We start from the raw sequence: 21,091 nt of genomic DNA on the forward strand, positions 1-21,091 counted from the left end.
CGAAATTATTCTCTTATGATAATGAAGAAATCAATTTACAAATGAAACAAGCTGAGCTTGATCAAAAAATGGCAAGTATGCGCTATGATCAAGGGAAAAAGAAAATAGATTCATTAAAGAATCAGATTAAGAAAGCGAAAGATAGCGGCGCTGGGAAAGAAGTAACAGATCCGTTAGAAGAGCAAGTAAGTGAACTAGAAATAAAGCAAAAAACAACTGAACTTGAGAAAGAAAAAGGTCAATTACAATCACAACAATTAAAGAAAAAACAAGATGAACTCACAATTTATAGTAATTTTGCTGGTGTTGTACAAAAATTAGATAAAGATGCAGCACAAAGTTCGACGCAAGCGATGGGTGGACAAGGAAAGTCATTTTTACAAATCGCTTCTAAAGATCCATTCCAAATTCAAGGGACGTTAACAGAACTTCAAAAATCACAAATCCAAAAGGATCAAACATTTACAGCAACTGCAAAAGCCAATAACAAGAAGAAATGGACAGGTAAAATTACAGAGATAAGTGAATTCCCGACAAGTGCAGAGATGGCACAAGCAGCTAGTGTTGGTGAGGGAACACAAAATATGTCTCAGTATACATATAAAGCTAGTTTAGATGGTCAAGAAGGTTTATCTTCAGGCTATCACGTATCACTGCAAGTAAACTTAGAGAATAAGAAGATGATTGCTGTTCCTAGTAAAAGTATTATTGAAAAATCTGGTAATCTATTTGTTTATGTAGAAGACAAAGGAAAACTTCGTAAACAAAATGTGAAAAAAGGTTCTACTGATGGAGATTGGACAGAAATCCTTGAAGGTGTAACAGTGGGACAAAAGGTGGTTAAAAATCCTTCCGACAACGTGTATGACGGAATGGAAGTGAAAGAAAAATGATTACGTTAAACAATATTCATAAAACATATTACCAAGGGAAGCTAGCGGTACCGATTTTACATGGTATTAGTTTAACAATTCAAAACGGTGAGTTTGTTTCCATTATGGGACCATCTGGCTCAGGGAAATCAACCCTTATGAATATTATCGGTTGTTTAGATCGTCCAACAGAAGGCGAATATGTGTTAAACGGCGTGAATATCTTAACGGCAGATGAAGCAAAGCTTGCCCTTATTCGTAATGAGTATATAGGCTTTGTATTCCAGCATTTTAACTTATTGCCACGTCTTTCAGCAGTAGAAAATGTAGAACTACCGCTTATATATGGCGGTGTGAAGAAAGCAGAGCGTCGTCAGAGAGCTCTTGAAGCACTGGGGAAAGTCGGATTGACCGACCGTGTGCACCACCTGCCGAGCGAACTTTCAGGTGGACAAAAACAGCGTGTGGCTATCGCGCGTTCCATTGCGAATAATCCAACGTTTATTATGGCGGATGAGCCAACTGGTGCTCTTGATACAAAGTCTGGGGAGCAAGTTATGGACATCTTCACAAAGTTAAATGCAGAAGGTACGACGATTATCATGGTTACGCATGAAGAAGAAGTTGCTGCATATTCTTCACGCCGAATCGTGCTAAGGGACGGGAAAATTACAGAAGATAGAAGGTGTGTGGTATGAGTTTACTAGATAGTATAAAGATTGCTCTCTCTTCTATTCTAGCTCATAAACTGCGCTCAGCGCTTACGATGCTTGGGATTATTATCGGTGTAGGTTCTATTATTACTGTTGTTGCGATTGGGCAAGGCGGGGAGGTGATGTTAAAGTCGCAAATTGCTGGCTCTGGTAATAATGTGATGCCAATTCACTTCACTGCGGATATGAATGATCCGTATGGGATGGGAGCAACGGAAAGACCGAAATTAACAGAGGAAGATATCTTTGAAGTAAAGAAAATTCCGGAGATTGCGCATGTTATTACAACAAATAATACAATGGAACCACTCGATATTAATGATAAAAAAGAGGTGGTTAATGTTATAGGGCTAGATAGTGAATATTTTGCAGTGAATAAAACGAAAGTAGTAAAAGGTCGCTCACTAAATGAAACGGATATGTCCCAAGGGAATAACGTGGTCATGATTAGTACGAGTATGGAAGATAAGGTGTTTAAGAAAGAAAATCCCGTTGGCAAAATTATTGAAATGAAAGGCCAACCGATGCAAATTATCGGCGTGTACAAGTCAGATAATGAGTTTATGGGAATGGGCCCTTCAGAAGCATTAATTCCAATTACATTATGGCCAACATTATATGGAAAAGATGAAATTCAAAATATTTCTGTACAGTCAAAAAATATAGATAATCTAGAAACTGCAGGTAAAAAGGCTGTTGAGGTTTTAAATAGCCGTAAACCAAGCGATGCTTCTGGTAAGTATGAAATGGTGAATTTAAAAGAATTCCAAGAAGGTGTTTCTAAAGTAACAAATATCATGACGATGATTATCGGCGGTATCGCGGGTATTTCGTTAGTCGTTGGTGGTATTGGCGTTATGAACATTATGCTCGTATCCGTAACAGAGCGTACCCGTGAAATTGGGGTACGTAAAGCACTTGGAGCAACGCGCAGTAAAATTTTACTGCAATTCTTAATTGAGGCTGTTATGTTAACGCTTCTTGGTGGATTAATCGGGATTGGTCTTGGTTACGGGGGCGCATATATTGTTTCCACATTTGCGAAATGGCCACCACTCGTTTCATGGCAAGTAGTTGTTGGCGGCGTATTATTCTCGATGACGCTTGGTATTATCTTCGGGTTAATTCCAGCAAATAAGGCGGCGAAATTAGATCCGATTGAAGCACTTCGTTACGAATAGGTTAAATCGGGGCAACAACTTAAGATTATAGAAGCGGGTACAATTGTAGATCTAAAACCCTATGTAGAATCTGTTTCAAAGTACAATCTTTTTACATTTGTTCGCCCAATTATTTTAAAGCGCTAATGATAAAATAATCATGGTACATTAAACTAATAATAAAAGTAAAAAAGACAGTATAATAACTGTCTTTTTTATTTTTATTATTCAATAAAAGAAACAAAAGGTTCATCTTCATTTTTTTCTCTTACAACAACTGCTTCAACTTTTTGCTCTGACTTTATATTCATTTGAACCTTAACATCTTTAGAGAAAGCATCAAGTATCTCTTGGACTATCATTTGTGTAAAAGCAATCAGTTCTGATTTACCATTAAATTTAACTAACACATTCATATTTACAGTATCCATATGATCATCTTTATAAAAAACTGTAGCATTAACCGGTATATAATCAGCTTTATTGAAGTCTTTCACTTTATTAGAAAACTTATCTAACTTTTCATTATCTTTATTATATACTTGTTTAAAATCATCAGAAGGATAAGCAAAGGATTTTTCGTTAATATTAACCCACTGTCCTATACTATTCTCACCTTTTTGTACTGTTACACTAGAAATAAAAGTACCGGCTTTTAAAGAATCAGAAGCTTCCTGTTTAAAAATAGAAAAAGTAATAGGAACTTTTACAAAGTTCTTATTATCATAAAGAACTTTTAAAAGTTGATTAGCAATTTCACTGCCCTTAACATTTGCTTCTTCATTAGAATGATTTGAAGTCATGGCTAAACCGATAACAACACCAGCTAAACTCAATTCACCTGAATTTTTCTTAGTATAATAATCATATTCTATAATATTAGATACATAAGGTACTTCTTGTTTTGTGAGTAGTTCGTCTATTGTTTTTTGAGAAATATATTCACTTCTTTGTAATAAATGATTTTTTGTATCAAATTGCTTAGATGCCATATTCATTAAACCTAATTCTAATTTATCTATATCTAATTTAGAATTAGTTTGTATATTAACTGTATTTATTATTTTATGTTCTTTTAAAGGAATAATAGTTTTATAATAATTATCAGAAATAGAATATTTCGGAATAATGCTATTTCCCTTCGTATTTTTTTCTACAACTTTCTCTTCTTTTTTAATAATATTAGTACCATTACAAGCACTTAATAACAAACTAATAATTATCAAAAATAATGATATCTTTTTCACCTATAATAACCACCTTTAACCATTGCTCTTTTTTTATACAACATATAGTGTATCACCAAATATCTAAAAAAAAAGAGATTAATGAAAATATATATATGCATCTAACAATATTTCCTAACGTTAAAAATAAAAATATGATATTTATATAAAAAAAGCCGTAAAAAACATTTGTAACTATCTCTTCTGGATATTCTGCTACTTAATTAATTACTACTTACGTAGGACCAACATGAATCCAAGTTTAGATTTATTAACATAAAAAAGAAGAGGGTTTTTATAATCCTCTTCTTTTTTATATGTTCATTAGCTGTTTTGTTCACTTAAGAGTACTTTAGAATTTATCTATTATATTATAACGGTATGAAACACATTTTTAATATGAAATATTGCATATTAAAAATGTGTTGATTTATTTGTAAGCGTTTACTGAAATAAGGGTATAAGATTTACCACATCTTAATACTCAAACAAGAGAAGGAAATACTATGGCGATCGTAATGGCAGTTTTAAAATTTGTAGGTGGAGAAATTCCATTAGTACAAGAACTTTTAAAATCATTCATGTAAGTTTTTATTTCAAACATGTATGTAAAAATCTCACACAAATGATTTGTATATCTGGGCATAAGTGCTTTGTGAATCAATAGTATGAACAGATTTTAGAAAAGAAAAAGAATTTCATTAGGAATAGCAATCAAAAAGCACTCATTCGAGTGCTTTTTGATTGTACAGTAATACTTTAATACTCTATAATTAACTTTGGGGAAGGTAATCTAAGAGCATTAGACGTAGTCTTAGCATTATCTTTTATTTGATAAACCATAAAATTGAATAATTTTGTGGTTTATTTTTTGTAAATCCACAAGTTTTAAACTACTTTTAATAAACGTAATCATGAAATTAACATCGAATTACAGTTCCGGAATAGAGAGTCAGGAAATGGTCACCAATATCAATTATAGTTGTTGCTTGTATATAACCTTTAAAACCATTTGATGAATAATAAATTTCTTTTGGAATACTTTCTTTAACCTGATAACTAGTTTTTGAGTACTTCACATAATGGTTTGTGATTACTTTTGATTCAGGGACAATATTAGCTCTTTGTTCAAAAGTATTTGTGATAGTAGAAGGTGAATTAAATTCAACATTTTCATGAGAAATACGATCCAAACTTTCAGCTTTTACACCTTCTGTTTGAGAAAAGGCACCTAAGCTACCTATTCCTATTAATGTAGCAAGTGTAAACTTTGAAAATCCTGTGAATTTCCCCATTTTATAAGCCTCCTTTAAGTTTTTTGTAAGATAAGGTCCTTACACTTCACAGTCTATATCTAGCAGATAGGAAGTGTACATACATATCATTAGACAAAATTCTACATTATTCTCTATTTTTTTTTAGGTTATGTATAATAATCCGTTGTTCAACAAGTTGTCACAAATAAAAAATGATAATGATAACAAAAAAATGAATAGTATATTCGTTGCTTGTATTATTATTAATTATTTTAATATTCTAAAATAATTGGATAAAATCTATATTGAAAGGTTGATTCGAAAAGATAAAATCGTGTTAGTTCTTCATCTAGATCCAACAGGAAACCAAAGTAAAAGTGTATTACAATTAGCGTATCTAAATAGCTTTTATCAGACAGGATTAAAAAATCTTATCGATAAAGCCGTTATTGAGCATACAGAAGAGAAACATCAATTGGATACAACAGAATTTCATAAAGTAGATGAGATTCCTTTTGATTTTGCTCGGCGTCGTATGTCTGTCGTTGTCAAAGATACGAGTAATATGAACCTAATGGTTTGTAAAGGTGCAGTAGAGGGAATTTTATCTATTTGTACACACGCGGATATTAATGGAAAAGCATTGTGGTTATAGAGAAATAAAGTTGAAAAAGAAAAAGATGACAGGATTTATTTAACACCCCCATTTTTAAATTGTTTAGGTGAAACACCAGTATGTTTTTTAAAGACTTTCGTAAAATGACTTTGGTCATGAAAGTTTAATAGTGTGGAAATTTCGGATAAAGAATGTCTCGTATAGGTCATTAAGCTTTTTGCCTCATCTATCTTAGCACGCTGAATATATTCGCCTAGTGAAATTCCCACTTCTTTTTTGAAAAGGAAAGACAAATAACTAGAATTTAGTGCGGCTATTTTTGCTAGATGGGAAAGTGTAATATCTTCGTAAAGATGAGTGAATATATAATTTTGACATGCGTTTATGGGTTTTGAATACTTTTGCATCTTCCCATTTTTTACTCGTTCCGAGAACTCAAGTAAAGCATTCTCCAAAAATGGAATAATAGCTTTACTTTCTTTTATTTCTTCAAGGTTTTGGATGAGTAAGTCACTAAGGGTATATGCGATTTCAGGGAATAGTCCACCATCTACGGCAGCTCTAGTCGCAAGTGTGATGGCTGCGATGGCGGAATTTTTTTGGCTTCGCAGGTGACTCGTTTTCGACAACACCCCCGGATTCCCTGATTCAGGTAATCCCTTTAGGTTTTGAATTAAATCATCCTTTTTCCCTTCCTTAATACACGCAAAGATTTTCTTCTCAGCCAGTGGATCGATATGAGTCAGTAAATTTTGACGGCGTTCCGATATACGTATATCGGGCTGTTCCACTTCAAATTTTTCCTTTTCTAACAGCATATTTTTTTGTAGGATATCAACCATGTCTAATTTTTGTTGATACAGCATGTAATAAAGGACCATGCTCAAATTTAAAAAATTCAAATTGCTTAAAACAGGGAGAGAATGATAATATCCAACCATTTCATCCTTGTTTATTTTTAGATGAAGGTCATTGATGATTCCTTTAATTGATACTTCTGATAGCCTCGAATAAAGGACAGGACCGACAATGATGTTCCCGCTAAGTTGGTCATTTGAACGCAGGTTAATTGAGAAAAAGTTTTCAAGGCAGGAGGTCTCCCTCAGTACTGGAAAACGATAGAAGTTTTCCTCCCTAAATAGTTGACGAAATATCTCCTCTTTTGAAGTATACAAGGGGCTATGCTGAAAATTGCGGGAGTGTTCAAATACTAAATCTCCCTTGTTATCAATAAAAAAGATAGGTATTTTATGCATGTCAAAGACCAGCTTACAAATATAATCTAAATCCTCTAGTTTGGAGAAATTCATTATTTTAACCTCCATTCGTTAAAACTCAGCCAATATATAACATCAGCTAAAATTTTTACAATTATTCTAAAAAAAATACCATAATATCAAAAAAATAAAAACTATAATAGGTTTAAGAAAGTGCTCACTTAATAATCTTTTGATTAGGAGGATTATCATGGAAAGGGATATTAAGCAAATTATTTCACAAATGACACTAGAAGAAAAGGCAAGTCTATGTTCTGGATTAGACTTTTGGAATACAAAAGGGATTGAGCGATTAGGAATTCCTTCCATTATGGTAACTGATGGACCGCATGGACTTAGGAAACAGGCAGAGGGAGCAGATCACTTAGGGATTTATAATAGTGTCCCAGCTACTTGTTTCCCATCAGCAGTAGGGTTAGCGAGTACGTGGAATAAAGAATTAATAAAACAAGTAGGAGTTGCATTAGGAGAGGAATGTCAGGCTGAAAATGTCGGTGTTCTTCTTGGGCCAGGTGCAAACATTAAGCGTTCGCCGCTGTGCGGAAGAAACTTTGAATATTTTTCAGAGGACCCTTATTTATCATCTCAAATGGCTGCGAATCATATTAACGGCGTACAAAGTCAAGGAGTTGGAACATCATTAAAACATTTCGCTGCCAATAATCAGGAACATCGCAGAATGTCGACCGATGCAATTATTGATGAGAGAACATTGCGCGAAATCTATCTTGCCAGCTTTGAGGACGCTGTTAAGGAGGCACAGCCATGGACAGTAATGAGTGCTTACAACAAGGTGAATGGTGAATACGCTTCGGAAAATGACTATTTGTTAAAGGATATTTTAAGGGATGAATGGGGATTTGAAGGTTTTGTCGTTTCTGATTGGGGTGCAATAAATGAGCGTGTTACAGGTTTAGCGAACGGTTTGGAACTAGAAATGCCTTCAAGCTTTGGGATTGGTGAAAAGAAGATTGTTGATGCAGTTAACTGCGGTCAGCTATCTGTAGAAAAGCTTGATCAAGCAGTAGAACGTCTTCTTAACGCTATTTTTAAAACCGCTGATAACCAACGAGAAAACGCTGTGTATAGTAAGGATGCGCATCATCAGCTTGCAAGAGAAGTCGCACGCGAAAGCATGGTGTTGTTAAAAAATGAAGATAACATTCTTCCATTGAAAAAAGAAGGAACGGTAGCTGTGATTGGGGGATTCGCAAAGGAACCTCGCTATCAAGGCGGCGGAAGCTCTCATATTAATCCAACAAAACTTGAAAGCATTCTCGAAGAAATTGAAACTGTATCAGGTAAAAATACGAATATATTATTTGCCCAAGGCTATGATCTTGCCAGTGATGTTTTAGATGAAAACATGATTAATGAAGCAAAAGAAGTAGCAGCTGGAGCAGATACAGTGGTTCTTTTCGTTGGACTTCCAGATCGTTATGAATCAGAAGGATATGATCGGAAGCATTTACAGATGCCAGAAAATCACGTGCAATTAATTGAAGCCGTTGCAGAAGTTCAAAGTAATATCGTTGTAGTTTTAAGTAACGGTGCTCCAATTGAAATGCCATGGATAGGTAAAGTAAAAGGAATACTTGAAGGCTATTTGGGTGGACAAGCATTAGGCGGAGCGATTGCTGATTTATTATTTGGTGATGTGAATCCAAGCGGGAAATTAGCGGAAACATTCCCGAAAGTTTTAAGCGATAATCCTTCTTACTTAAACTTCCCTGGTGAAGGTGACAAAGTGGAATACAAAGAGGGTGTGTTCGTCGGATACCGTTATTACGATACGAAAAATATTGAGCCATTGTTCCCATTTGGTTTTGGGTTAAGCTATACAAACTTTGAGTATAGCAATCTTTCAATTAATAAGAAAGAAATAAAAGATACGGAGACTGTTTCTGTCAGTGTAAACGTGAAAAATACTGGTAGTACAGCAGGTAAAGAAATTGTTCAGCTTTATATAAAAGATGTTGAAAGCAGTGTGATCCGTCCTGAGAAAGAGCTAAAAGGATTTGAAAAAGTGGAATTACAGCCGGGCGAAGAAAAAACAGTTACCTTTACGTTAGCTAAAAGATCATTTGCTTATTATAACGTTGAATTGAAGGACTGGCATGTTGAAACAGGTGAGTTTGAAATTTTGGTAGGAAAGTCTTCAAAAGAGATTGTTTTACATGACAGCATTTATGTTCAATCAACGGCTTTAATTCGAAAACCAGTACACCGTAATACGTTACTTGGGGACTTATTTGCGAATCCAATTTTAGCACCAATTGCAAAAGAGCTTATGGTAAAGGCATTAGAAGATAATCCGCTTGCTAGTATGACTGAAGGGGATAGTGATGCCTCCGAATTGATGGATGCCATGCTGAACTATATGCCATTACGTGCACTAGTGAACTTTAGCGCAGGTGCTTTTACGGAGGAAATGTTGTGTGAAATGATTGAGCTATTAAACAATGAGCAAATGAATCGTTAAGCGGCGAATTAGTTTTCTGTCTATTTGAACATTCTTTGTTAAGGTTAACTTGAATAATCGAGGCTTATTGTTTCGAATTTTAATCATGGTTATGAATGTGGTACGACCTTGTTAGAAAATAGTGAATTATGTATTGAAATGATAGATAGTTATTATACTGCAGATCATATGAATAACGAATCTTTAATGCCTAGTCTGAAAGCGGGTGCTCGGCCGTGTATGATTAGATTGAGGATTCTCGTACAGCAAAATACTGAAGAACTCGGTAACAAAGTTTTCCAAAATTAAAATTATCAGAAAAGGAGACGGTAATAATGAGTAATACAACTACTTACGTTAATCTAGTTTCTAAACTGAGTGAGGAGATACAAGCTGTCAAAAAAAGAGGAATCGATTTTATTGCTAAACCGATTCCTGATTCTGATGCGATTGGTGAATTAGACCCTCGAGTTCTCCAAGTGACTTTACAAACGGCAGAAAAAATGGCTGCGATGGAAAACCAGCCATTTAATCCTTCAAATACTATGGGTTTTGTTACGGGAATGCGGGCTATGATGGGTTGGAACAATGACGACGTTACGAAAAGTCAGGTTGAAACCACTTATAAAACAATTAATGGAACAAATGGACCGATTCCTCTGCGGATCTATACACCTTCTAACGAAGGAGTTCTGCCTGCTGTTGTCTTCATTCACGGCGGAGGATTCATAGCCGGAAGTGTTGATGTCGTGGAAAATCCGTGTAAAGCATTGGCAGAAAAGGCAGGTGCCGTTGTTATTTCTGTTGATTACCGTTTAGCCCCTGAGTATCCATATCCAGCAGGGTTGACAGATTGTTTCGAATCCGTAACATGGGTGTATGAGCACGCTGAAGAAATTCGTGTGAATCCACAGCAAATTGCCATTTCTGGAGACAGTGCGGGTGGTAATTTATCTACAGTGTGTGCGTTAATGGATCGTGAGAAGGGGACGGAGATGATTAAATTTCAGGCGCTTATTTATCCATCAGTGAATATGGCCGGCGTCCAAACCGAGGATTTCAACTGGAGCCTTGATCAGTATGAGATTCGTAACCATGCAGAGATAATCACTCCACTGGTTACAGCGTTGGGTGAAAGCAGTAGGGTACTTTTCCAAATTTATTTGCAAAATAATGGGAAAATCACAGATCCCCATGTTTCTCCACTGCTGTCGGATCAGTTAAGCGGTATGCCGGAGACGCTGATTGCAACTGCCGAATTTGATTATTTAAAAGTAGAGTGTGAAGCTTACGCGGCAAAACTAGCACGCAGCGGGGTTCCTACGAAGCTGATTCAGTACAATGGTACAGACCATGCTTTTATGGATAAAATTGGTTTGTATCCGCAAGCAGAAGATTTAATGAATGAAATTGCAAAAGAGATCAAGCGAGTGTTTGCTTAATTTTATTCCGCGATTTACGGGCAGTTATTCTTCACCTCAAGATGCAGAGAAAAGCGAAGAAGAGAGGTGGGGGATAACTGCTGGCATGTGCTTGATTGGTGAGAGCTTTCCACCAGTGAGGGACGAGGGAAATCTCTCACTGATGGAAGTTTTACTTTATCGAAAAAGCAGATTGTCATGATGAAGAAACAAGTAGGCTGGGGAGAACGATCAGCTATGGCCTTTCAGACACGGCTTCCGATTTAATTTTTCAAATGATTACATAATTATGGGAATTCTATCGTTTCGTTGAAATAGATTGAACGTGAGATGGAGCATGGACGGAATCAAAATTTAGCAATGGATATATATTTGTATAAAATAGGAGAAATAATAGATTCATATGTTGCCATACAAAAATAGGTAGGATGAACTATACAGTTGTTTTCAAGGATAAATGGTTATTAACCGTTTATCCTTTTTTATTTGTTTAGAAAAACTAAAAAAATGTTAATTAATGTTCGAAATTTCTTAGATTTAATTGCCAAAATATACATCCTTGTATTGATGATACACATTTGTAATTAATCTTGATTTTTATCCGGGTATAAATAGAAAGGAGGTCTTGTATGACTTATGCAAAATAAGCGTAAACAGAACTATATGAAAGAAAGAATTATTATTCTGGTAAGTGAATATTGATGAATATGTCAGAATCGTTTAGTTGGCTGGAAACTACGTTCAGAAATTTCAAGCCATTTCCCGAAATACCATGTTGAAAATGTATATCAATTATTTTTTTCTCAAAGTTGTCTCCATAATCTTTAATATACTGCTTATCTTCGAGATATATTAAGTAGTTATTAATTTTTTCTTGTAGTACGTCTAGATGCATGTCTTCATATTCCCAGTCTAGATAGTCTATTATTATCAACTTTAGCTTTTTATCTTCTACTCCGATTGCATCTATCTGTTCCAAATCTGTAATTGCCATCTTTTCTCCTATCCTATATATGTTTATTGCAATAATCTACAATGTACTCATATATATTTTTCCCTTCATTACTAAATCTGCCATATTCGTGTTTTTTTATTAGATTTGTTGCAATACTTTTAGCTTCTTTATATTTTCTTGCGTTTATTAATAATAACATATCAAAAAGATTATAATCATAAAGTTGATTTTTACCCGAAGATTTTGAAAAATGAAGAAATTCGTCAAATTTTTTGAAATGATTCACAGTTTCCTCCAAATCTTCATAGCATTTACCTATTAATTCTTTAGAAACATCTCTTAGACTTTCTACGTCACCATATTTTACATCATTGTAGAAATCTTCAAATCCGTCAACTTTATATGCACCGTTTGCTCGTAATCCGATAGGGTCATTACTATTAGATTTCATATCAAAAACTCCCCAAAAAATGTCATCTATTATATAGGGCTTCATATACCCTCTAATTCTAACAATATCATTTTCCATACCAGTCACACCAATATGCATATATATAAAATATTGTCTTATTTTCTTATAATAAATTCCACCTCTTGATTTTAATTTATACTTTTTCAAATCTTCTTTTATCGAAGTACTAATCATCTTATCTAAAAATTGGAGTTAGTATAGTCACATGGACACAACTTAGTTAAGTCCTTACAATGGATTTCAAGGAGGAAGTGTCCGTATGGCAAATAAGAAATTTAATGAAGAATTTAAAAAGATGGTTGTTGAATTATATCATTCAGAACGATCTGTGAAAGAACTAAGCAGCGAGTATGGTGTATCAGAAGTAACGGTTTATAAATGGATTAAGAAATACTCTCCTATCACAACGATTGATGAGGAAGAAATGACGCTAGAAGATATGAAACAAATGCAGAAAGAAATGCTTCGTCTGAAAGAGGAAAATGAGATTTTAAAAAGGCTATGGCCATATTCGCGAAAAAATAAAAGATACAGAATTACATCAATTTATCGATTGTCAAAAAGAAACACACTCTGTTCATAGGATGTGCCAAGCTCTTGGCAAGGATTTCAAACCTTACTCGCGAATTACAACATAAAGCCCTCTTTCAGTAAGAAAGGCCGTCCGTATGACAACGCTTGTATCGAGTCGTTTCATGCCATTTTAAAGAAAGAAGAAGTATATCGTACACAATACGTCACATTTGAACAGGTAAATCTAGCACTATTTCAATATATTGAAGGGTTTTATAACCGCAAGCGAATTCATAGTAGCATTGGTTATAAAACTCCTCAAGCAATAGAAGATCTAGCTAAAAAGGTAGCTTAGATTTAACTTTCTTGTGTCCAAAATATTGACTCAAATCCAAAAATAATAAGTTGATACGTTTTCATTTGATATGCAGAATCTCCAATGATCTACACTGGTTTTTTAGAAAAAGAAAAAGTTTCTTCTGAAACTGAGCTTTCCTAATATTAGCTTGATAGCGATGTGGGGTCTCGCCACACATCCATCAACTTAAGGTATATTTTTATACAAAATGGGGTCTTTTCACGTAATATTTTATTATCGTTTATAGATGTTATAAAAGTAGGCATATCAAATAAACCCTGACGGGTTTGAATTTTTTTACTATGCTACCTGATGAGTAGAAGTGGTATACTCATACACAACACCCAAAATGTCAAAGACTGTCTTTTTCTCGTATCGATGAGATTTTCGTCCGTTGCGCTGTAGGAGGTTAAACAGACGAAGGAGAACCTTTGATAGCTCTTGGGTGTTTTTGTGTAATGCTTGGTGAAAAAGTGAAAAATAATCTTTAATTATGTACATCGCTTTATATTCACTTAGCTCTTTCTGTTTCTTACGTAATAGGAGTTCTCTCATCTTAAACATTGTAGAAGAACATAATAGGATACTAATGAGTTGTCCATAAAGATGACATTCTAATCGCTCTTGTTTAATAGATTTACAACGATGAATTTGAAACCAGGATTTCCATATTTTAAATAACAGTTCAATTTGCCAACGTAGTGAATATAAATCATAGATTTTCTCTTTTGGTACCCATTCCGTAGGAATGTTTGTCATATATACCGTAATTCCTTGTAAAAGTTTCGTACGCTCTGTATATGTAATTCCTTTTTTCTTTTCACGAATAGCTCGATCACGTAGGCGTTTTTGTTTTTGCTCCTCCGTACATTTATAAACCACAATGCGAGTAGGTAGTTTGTCTTTGCTCCCTACATATACATCATGTAATTCATACACTTGGCCAGGTTGTAATTGGTTCATAATGTCTTCCAAATGAATTTGTATATATACCGGCCTCAGTTGAGCGGGTTTTGTTTTAAATATGACTGTTTCGAATTCCTTTCTATATATCTTAGTTGGTAACTTAAGACGTGATAAATAATATCCTTGCTTATCTTGAATAGACTTAAAGTCTTGTAAACGAAAATATCCTAAGTCACGAATATATAGTTCATTCTTTTGTGCCATACCTGTTCGAGTCGCACCATACGCTTGATCACTTCGTTTTCCTGGTTCAATTTTCACATCAGAAAATTCTCCACTCAACAAGTCATACTCCAGTTGAATTTTTACACCAGCTTTATGACTACATCCTCCGGCACCAGGATAAGTAGATGCAAATCGATCCGGCACTTGAAATGTTGTAGAATCAAGGATAAGAATACGCTCAAAGTAAGTAGAAAGAGCATGAGAAATCTTAGATAATCCCCCAATTTTAGCTTGTAGAAGTGTAGTAAATACAGTTCGAAAGAAGGCTACAGAAGCCGAGTTAAATCGCCGATTAAGTCCCTCAGGACTTAATAAAATTCCTGTTGAAGTTTCTAATTGACTACAAAGTTGAGTAAGAGAGGTAGTAGCGATTTGTTGATTTAACCATACACACAAAGATAAAAAATGGTGCCCATGGCACTTACGTTTTCGTTTCATTCCGCCTGCTTCTATAGCTAATTGATTAAGTGTAGCAGGAGACATATAGCGATATAACTCTTCGGCAAATAAAGACAACTCTTGTTTTTGATGCATATTCATAAAAAGCACGTCACCCTTTCTCATTAACATAAGAGAATAGTAACGTGCTTTTAACTTCAAGAATAGTCTAAATCCTTAAGTTGATGGATGTGTGACGCTACCCCATCGCTATCAAGCTAAGCTCATACAACGTTAATTATTATAGAGGTTGTTTCTTTTTTATAAAGATTATGTGTAGAGAATTTAAAGATTTGCATACGAAATAAACCCTATCGGGTTTCATTTTTTTGAATTAAGCCGCTTGATTATCAGACGTGGTACAATTGTAAACGACACCTAATATATCAAAGACTGTTTTCTTCTCATATCGATGAGATTTTCGCCCATTTTGCTGTAGGAGGTTGAACAGGCGAATTAGAATCTTTGATAGCTCTTGGGTGTCTTTCTGTATAGCTTGGAATAGAAGAAAAAAATAGTCTTTAATCATATAAATAGCTTTATATTCACTCAATTCTTGTTTCTTCTTCATAAGAAGTAACTTCCGCATTTGAAACATAATAGAAGAACAGAGTAGAATGGCAATCAGTTGCCCATACAAATGGCATTCTAATCGTTCTTGTTTTATCTTTTTACAATGATGAATGCAAAAGAATGATTTCCACGTTTTAAATAAAATTTCGATTTGCCAACGTAAAGAATACCAATCATGTACTTGTTCCATTGGTACAACATCTGTAGAAGTGTTTGTCATATATACATTGATACCACTGAGTCGTTTACTACGAGGAGAATACTTCATTCCTTTCTTTTTTTCTCTTACGGTTTGATCTTGTAGTCGTTTTTCTTGTTGTTCTTTTGTTAGTCGATGAACAATCACACGAGTTTGTACCTTATCCTTCATTCCTACATAAGCGTTGGATATTTCACATGTTTGTCCTGGCAGAAGAGAGTTCATTAAATCCTCCATATCTATTTGTATATACTCTGTACCTTTCTTGATTCTTCCATCTTTAAAATAATCAGGATTGGGATTTTTTTGATAAATACGTGTATTCGACTTGATACGAGAGATATAGTAAGCCTTTTTATCCTGTATATGTTGAAGATCTTTCAGATGAAAATATCCTAAATCTCGGATACATAAATCATTCGCTGTCACAGTTGGGACACACAGAGAACCGTAGGTTCGATCATGTTGTTTACCTGGACCGGTATGAATATGCAGGAACCGTCCACTTAATAAATCATATTCAAGCTGAATTTTCACCCCCGCTGTATGGCTGCAGCCTCCTGCACCTGGATAAACGAATGAAAAGGAATCTGGGAGCTGAAATGCAGTTGAATCTAAAATACGAATACGCTTAAAAACAGAAGTATATGGAGAAGAAATCGGTATAGATGAGGCCAATTTTTGGTTTAGTAGTTCAGCTAATATGTGTTGCAAAAATTGGACGGCCGTTTTATTAAACCGTTGATTCAATCCCTCAGGACTGATGAGCACTTCTGTTGATGCTTCTAAACAGCTAGATAACTGAGTTAAAGAAGTCGTAGCGACATTTTGGCTCATCCATACACATAAAGCAACTAAATCTTTTGCTTGGTACTTACTGGTTCGTTGCACAAAACCAACGTCTTTAGCAAGGTCCCGTAAAGTATTTGGAGATAACAAGCTTTGAATCTCTTGAGCGAATAGCTGTAATTCATCGGATACAGAAATAGACATAAAAAACGCCATCCTTTCTTATGATTCTACAGAAAGAATAGCGTATTTTTTTATTTTAGGGGGGATTTTGTTTTATTAGCTTGATAGCGATGTGACGCTACCCCTCTATAAACAAAGACGAAGTCTTTAAGCAGACTCCGTCGTTTCGGCGTACAATGAATTAGATTTGTTATTAGCAACTGACTAAAATTTAACTTTAATTTATAAACCTACGTATGCTTTTTTTAACTTTGCAACAGAACCTTCCATTTTCTATAAAAATATATTAATTGAAAGAGCAATATAACAACAGAAACAAAAGTAATAAGCAAAAAAGTAGTTAATTCTAGTTGTACAGAAGATAATATAAATAAAGCTAAAGCAACTAAAGGGATTGAAAAAACGGAATTATAAAAACGTTTTTTATATATTGAATAATACTTTCTAGTTTCACACGTATTATTAACCACTAATGAATCACCTCAATATTTTTAATTATGTGTAAGTTTATTGTAAATATGGGAAAGTAATGCACATGAATATATTATCATATAACCCCTTTATTAGTCTAAAGATTCCGACTATTTCAACGTTTCAAAGATTCTCAAATTTTGTTAAACTTTAGAAAAAAAGTCATGAGGAGAATACTACGTAGGATATTTTAAAGGAAAACAATTCAAACAGGATATTATTTTGGTTATTATTGGTTTGATAACCGAAAATTAAAACTCTACAAACAAGAAAGGTTGGCAAATTGCCAACCTTTCTTGTTTACTATCAATCAATTAAAAAAAAGAAAAATTTTGGTTTAGGGGTAATCTAAAATATTAGCTTGATGGCGATGTGACGCTACCCCTAGTTTAAAACATTTTTTTAATAAGACAATTTTAAATATAATTGGAAATAAAAGTAAGTCCATGGCCTGTTTTTACACGTATCTCGGCTGTACCCCTAATAAGCTATTAGGGTACTTCCCACGTTCTAAACATTACTCTCACCTTTATTTATTGGTTATTGTTTTTTTGATAGTTTCCATACAATTGCCCACACAACGATTATGCGCTGGGTTCATCAATATGGATCTCAATTAGAAGAGAAAGTACGACATCATCTTAAATCAACAAATGATTCGTGGAGAGTCGATGAAACCTATATTAAAGTAAAAGGTCAATGGATGTACTTATATCGTGCAGTTGATTCAGAGGGAAATACAATTGATTTTTATTTAAGTAAATCAAGGGATAAACAAGCAGCCAAGCGCTTTTTCAAGAAATCCTTGGCTTTTTCGTATGTTTCTAAACCTCGCGTGATAGCAGTGGATAAGAACCCTGCCTATCCCGTAGCGATTCAAGAGTTGAAAGAAGAGAAACATATGCCTGAAGGTATACAACTAAGACAAGTGAAATATCTCAATAATATAGTAGAACAAGACCACCTATTTATTAAAAGACGAGTTTGTTCTATGTTAGGGTTCAAGTCATTTAAAACAGCTATCTCTATATTGAGTGGTGTTGAAGCCATGCATATAATGAAAAAAGGGCAACTTGGTTTACCGGACAAGTCTGTCCAAAGCCAGAAACAATTTATTCATAAATTGTTTGGCTTAGCTTCATAAGATAGAAATGAAGAGGAAATTGCCACTCTATGTTTCTAACTAACATTTTTGCACCAGAACCTCTAATATAATCTATAAAAGAAAAATTCATTATAAACAGTAATTTTTTCTAGAATAACTGAATTTAAATAGCTGATTATCGACATTAAATTATGCAGTTTTGCATAATGTTACATGATTTTTTTCATTTTCTCTTTTTTTCGACAGGAACAGACAGTATACTACTTTTTAAAAGCTTAATATTTTTGGGAATTATACGAGGTAAATATCATGAAAAATAAAAAAAGAAGAGCTACAGTTGCATTAACAACAGGATTAGCTTTAACAGCTGTAACACCATATGGAGTAGGTCATGCAGAGGAAACGGATCAACTACAAGTTCAAATTCAGGAGGATTCGTTCCGTACAGGTGAACTTACACAACCATCACAAAAGGCACCAGAGAATGTAGTAAAAGATGCTCTTAAGGAAAAGACCGAGCAAGCTTTGTCCCCAAAACAAGTTAATGGAGAAACGGGAGTAGATTATAAGGTTCTTCAAAAGCGTGGTTCTTATGATGGGACTACACTTGTGCGCATGCAACAAACATACGAAGAAAAAGAAGTATATGGATATCAATTGACTGCACACGTAGATAAAAAGGGTGTTATTAAAAGTGTTTCAGGGGATAGTGCGCAAAATTTAAAACAAGAAGATTTAACGAAGCCTATTAATCTATCACAAGAAGAAGCGAAACAATATATTTATACGAAGTACGGGAATGATATCAATTTTGTTTCTGAGCCAGAAGTAAAGGAAGTTATTTTTGTTGATGAAAATAATGGACAAGCCAGCAATGCATACCAGGTTACATTTGCTGCTGCAACACCAAAATATGTATCTGGGACTTATCTAGTGAATGCTAATAATGGCGAAATGTTAAAAAATATGGTACAAGAATCAGATTTAAAAGCAAGTAAAAAGCTTGTTGGAGCCTTAAAGGAAAGTAGAAAAAGCAATCTTACATCATTAACTGGAACAGGAAAAGATGATTTAGGTATATCTCGTACATTTGGTATTTCTAAACAAAGTAATGGGAAATATGCACTTGCTGATTACACTAGAGGGCAAGGAATTGAAACGTATGATGTGAAATACAGAGATATTAATAAAGAGGAAAGATATTACCCTGGTATACTAGCAACTAGCACTTCAACAACATTTAATGATCCAAAAGCGGTAAGTGCTCATTTCTTAGCAACAAAGGTATATGATTTTTATAAAAATAAATACGAACGTAATAGTTTTGATAATAAGGGACAAAAAGTAGCTTCAGTTGTACATGGGTGGGATTCTGAAGATACAAATGATCCGAAAAATTGGGAGAATGCATTCAGTGCTAATATTAATAATAGTAGCATGCTTGTATATGGAGATCCTATTGTAAAGGCATTTGACGTAGCAGGACATGAATTTACACATGCGGTTACATCTAGCGAATCCAACCTTGAATATTCCGGAGAATCTGGTGCGATTAACGAGGCGTTATCTGATATTATGGGAACAGCTATTGAGAAATATATAAACAATGGGAAATTCAACTGGACAATGGGAGAACAAACTGGATCAGTTTTCCGTGATATGGCAAATCCATCTTCAGTTCCTTCTTCAACTGGAGTACCGTATCCAGATGATTATAGTGAATTTAACGATTTTAATGGATGGGATAATGGAGGTGTTCATTTCAACTCAAGTATTATTAATAAAGTTGCGTATTTAATTGCAAAAGGTGGCACTCATAACGGTGTAACTGTAAAAGGTATTGGCGAGGATAAAATGTTTGATATTTTCTATTATGCAAACACTGATGAATTAAACATGACTTCTGGTTTCTCCGAATTGAGATCGGCATGCCTTCGAGTTGCAGCAAATAAATATGGTGCGAAATCAACTGAAGCTCAAGCAGTCCAAAAAGCTTTTGATGCAGCAAAAATTAAGGTAACAGTGAAAAAAACTGCGGAAAACCAAGCGCTGGAGTTAACTGTACCGTTTACAACTACACTACATGTAGGTGATACGTTCGACCCGATGAGAGGTGTAAAAGCTGTTGATAAAGAAGATGGTGATTTAACAAATAGAGTAAAACATAAAGGCAATGTAGATACTTCTAAACCAGGTAAATACATTGTGGAGTATTCGGTTGTCGATTCCCAAGGGGTTAATGCAACGGCTACACAGACTGTAATTGTAGAGGGAAATGGAGAAACTCCAGGTATGGAACCTAAATTAACAGTGCCTGTTGGAGCAACAATTAATGTAGGAGATTCATTCGACCCAATGGCAGGAGTATCAGCTACTGATAAAGAAGACGGTGACCTTACTTCTAAAGTAACAGTTGATGGTAAAGTAGATACATCTAAAGCCGGTACTTATGAAGTAATATATAGTGTCAAAGATTCCGCAGGTAATGAGGTAACTACAATACAAAAAGTGGTTGTGAAAGATAAAGACACTAACAACGGTAATGGCCCTGATAATGACAATAACAACACTAACAACAGCACTGCTTCTGATACTGGTAACAGTACTATCTTAAATAATAGTACTTCTGATAAAAAAGAAGTTACATATAAAAAGCTTCCAAAAACGGGTGCAAGTACAAATAACAGTGCAGCAATGGGTGTATTGATGGTTCTTGCAGGTATTGTTCTTTCTTTTGGTCGTAAATTTAGAAAGGTATTAAAATAATAGTAACTTATTGCATTTTATTGTATTATTGCAGTGAATTAAAAAGCACCTTCAAATATTGAAGGTGTCTTTTTAT

Annotated in this window: 13 protein-coding genes and 5 pseudogenes; 11 read left to right on the forward strand and 7 right to left on the reverse strand. The window is 34.4% G+C overall.

Translation table 11 applies throughout. The features are described from left to right. The 3 genes from MHH45_RS00005 to MHH45_RS00015 form a co-directional block, all read left to right on the forward strand. The coding region (locus tag MHH45_RS00005) for an efflux RND transporter periplasmic adaptor subunit (protein WP_340861615.1) at positions 1 to 893 on the forward strand (893 nt) is incomplete at its 5' end. Further along, positions 890 to 1,570 (forward strand): ABC transporter ATP-binding protein, encoded by a 681-nt coding sequence (locus MHH45_RS00010; RefSeq protein WP_016131767.1) that lies wholly within the window; start codon positions 890 to 892, stop codon positions 1,568 to 1,570. The genes MHH45_RS00005 and MHH45_RS00010, both read left to right, overlap by 4 nt. Then, on the forward strand, positions 1,567 to 2,766 hold the full coding sequence (locus MHH45_RS00015) for an ABC transporter permease (RefSeq protein WP_016115645.1): 1,200 nt from the start codon (positions 1,567 to 1,569) through the stop codon (positions 2,764 to 2,766). The genes MHH45_RS00010 and MHH45_RS00015 overlap by 4 nt, the downstream gene beginning before the upstream one ends. 203 nt (positions 2,767 to 2,969) lie before the next feature. Here MHH45_RS00015 and MHH45_RS00020 read toward each other — a convergent pair whose 3' ends face one another. Further along, positions 2,970 to 3,992: a CamS family sex pheromone protein gene (locus MHH45_RS00020; RefSeq protein ID WP_016133191.1), complete on the reverse strand. Its 1,023-nt coding sequence runs from the start codon at positions 3,990 to 3,992 to the stop codon at positions 2,970 to 2,972. A 378-nt stretch (positions 3,993 to 4,370) separates the two neighbouring features. Here MHH45_RS00020 and MHH45_RS27895 point away from each other — a divergent pair. Beyond that, positions 4,371 to 4,558: pseudogene (locus tag MHH45_RS27895) on the forward strand (hypothetical protein). A 333-nt stretch (positions 4,559 to 4,891) separates the two neighbouring features. Here MHH45_RS27895 and MHH45_RS00025 read toward each other — a convergent pair. Next, positions 4,892 to 5,266, reverse strand: coding sequence for a hypothetical protein (locus tag MHH45_RS00025; protein WP_016115643.1), 375 nt, complete (start codon positions 5,264 to 5,266; stop codon positions 4,892 to 4,894). Between the two features lie 277 nt (positions 5,267 to 5,543). On the opposite strand from MHH45_RS00025, the pseudogene MHH45_RS00030 reads away from it, so the two are divergent. Next, positions 5,544 to 5,867 (forward strand): annotated as a pseudogene (locus MHH45_RS00030) (hypothetical protein); the annotation flags it as partial. Positions 5,868 to 5,917: 50 nt separating this feature from the next. On the opposite strand, the gene MHH45_RS00035 reads toward MHH45_RS00030, so the two are convergent. After that, on the reverse strand, positions 5,918 to 7,153 hold the full coding sequence (locus MHH45_RS00035; protein WP_016115641.1) for a helix-turn-helix domain-containing protein: 1,236 nt from the start codon (positions 7,151 to 7,153) through the stop codon (positions 5,918 to 5,920). A gap of 157 nt (positions 7,154 to 7,310) precedes the next feature. Between MHH45_RS00035 and MHH45_RS00040 the strand changes: the two genes are divergently transcribed. Next, positions 7,311 to 9,602: a glycoside hydrolase family 3 C-terminal domain-containing protein gene (locus MHH45_RS00040; RefSeq protein ID WP_016133190.1), complete on the forward strand. Its 2,292-nt coding sequence runs from the start codon at positions 7,311 to 7,313 to the stop codon at positions 9,600 to 9,602. A 314-nt stretch (positions 9,603 to 9,916) separates the two neighbouring features. Next, positions 9,917 to 11,023: an alpha/beta hydrolase gene (locus tag MHH45_RS00045; RefSeq protein WP_016133189.1), complete on the forward strand. Its 1,107-nt coding sequence runs from the start codon at positions 9,917 to 9,919 to the stop codon at positions 11,021 to 11,023. 658 nt (positions 11,024 to 11,681) lie between these two features. Here MHH45_RS00045 and MHH45_RS00050 read toward each other — a convergent pair. Together MHH45_RS00050 and MHH45_RS00055 are read right to left on the reverse strand one after the other, a co-directional pair. Next, a complete protein-coding gene (locus MHH45_RS00050) occupies positions 11,682 to 11,996 on the reverse strand; it encodes a DUF6572 domain-containing protein (protein WP_016133188.1) in 315 nt (104 codons plus the stop codon). A gap of 13 nt (positions 11,997 to 12,009) precedes the next feature. Beyond that, positions 12,010 to 12,486 carry a hypothetical protein gene (locus MHH45_RS00055; RefSeq protein ID WP_275857597.1) on the reverse strand — a complete coding sequence of 159 codons (477 nt, stop codon included), beginning with the start codon at positions 12,484 to 12,486 and terminating at the stop codon, positions 12,010 to 12,012. A 202-nt stretch (positions 12,487 to 12,688) separates the two neighbouring features. Here MHH45_RS00055 and MHH45_RS00060 point away from each other — a divergent pair. Then, positions 12,689 to 13,297, forward strand: a pseudogene (locus MHH45_RS00060) (integrase core domain-containing protein). A 303-nt stretch (positions 13,298 to 13,600) separates the two neighbouring features. Here MHH45_RS00060 and MHH45_RS00065 read toward each other — a convergent pair. After that, the gene (locus MHH45_RS00065) at positions 13,601 to 15,031 is read right to left on the reverse strand and encodes an IS4 family transposase (RefSeq protein ID WP_051124587.1); all 1,431 of its coding nucleotides are present in this window, start codon (positions 15,029 to 15,031) and stop codon (positions 13,601 to 13,603) included. 232 nt (positions 15,032 to 15,263) lie between these two features. Beyond that, positions 15,264 to 16,694, reverse strand: a complete 1,431-nt coding sequence (locus MHH45_RS00070) for an IS4 family transposase (protein ID WP_016113305.1) — start codon at positions 16,692 to 16,694, stop codon at positions 15,264 to 15,266. 1,015 nt (positions 16,695 to 17,709) lie between these two features. On the opposite strand from MHH45_RS00070, the pseudogene MHH45_RS00075 reads away from it, so the two are divergent. The 3 genes and pseudogenes from MHH45_RS00075 to MHH45_RS27900 all read left to right on the forward strand — a co-directional run. After that, positions 17,710 to 18,288 (forward strand): annotated as a pseudogene (locus MHH45_RS00075) (IS6 family transposase); the annotation flags it as partial. 270 nt (positions 18,289 to 18,558) lie between these two features. Next, a pseudogene (locus tag MHH45_RS00080) lies at positions 18,559 to 20,799 on the forward strand (M4 family metallopeptidase); the annotation flags it as partial. A gap of 57 nt (positions 20,800 to 20,856) precedes the next feature. Then, positions 20,857 to 21,015 (forward strand): LPXTG cell wall anchor domain-containing protein, encoded by a 159-nt coding sequence (locus tag MHH45_RS27900; protein WP_445290629.1) that lies wholly within the window; start codon positions 20,857 to 20,859, stop codon positions 21,013 to 21,015. The last annotated feature ends 76 nt before the right edge of the window (positions 21,016 to 21,091 follow it).

The organism is Bacillus sp. FSL K6-0042 (assembly GCF_038006685.1).
Taxonomy (GTDB): Bacteria; Bacillota; Bacilli; order Bacillales; family Bacillaceae_G; genus Bacillus_A; species Bacillus_A pseudomycoides.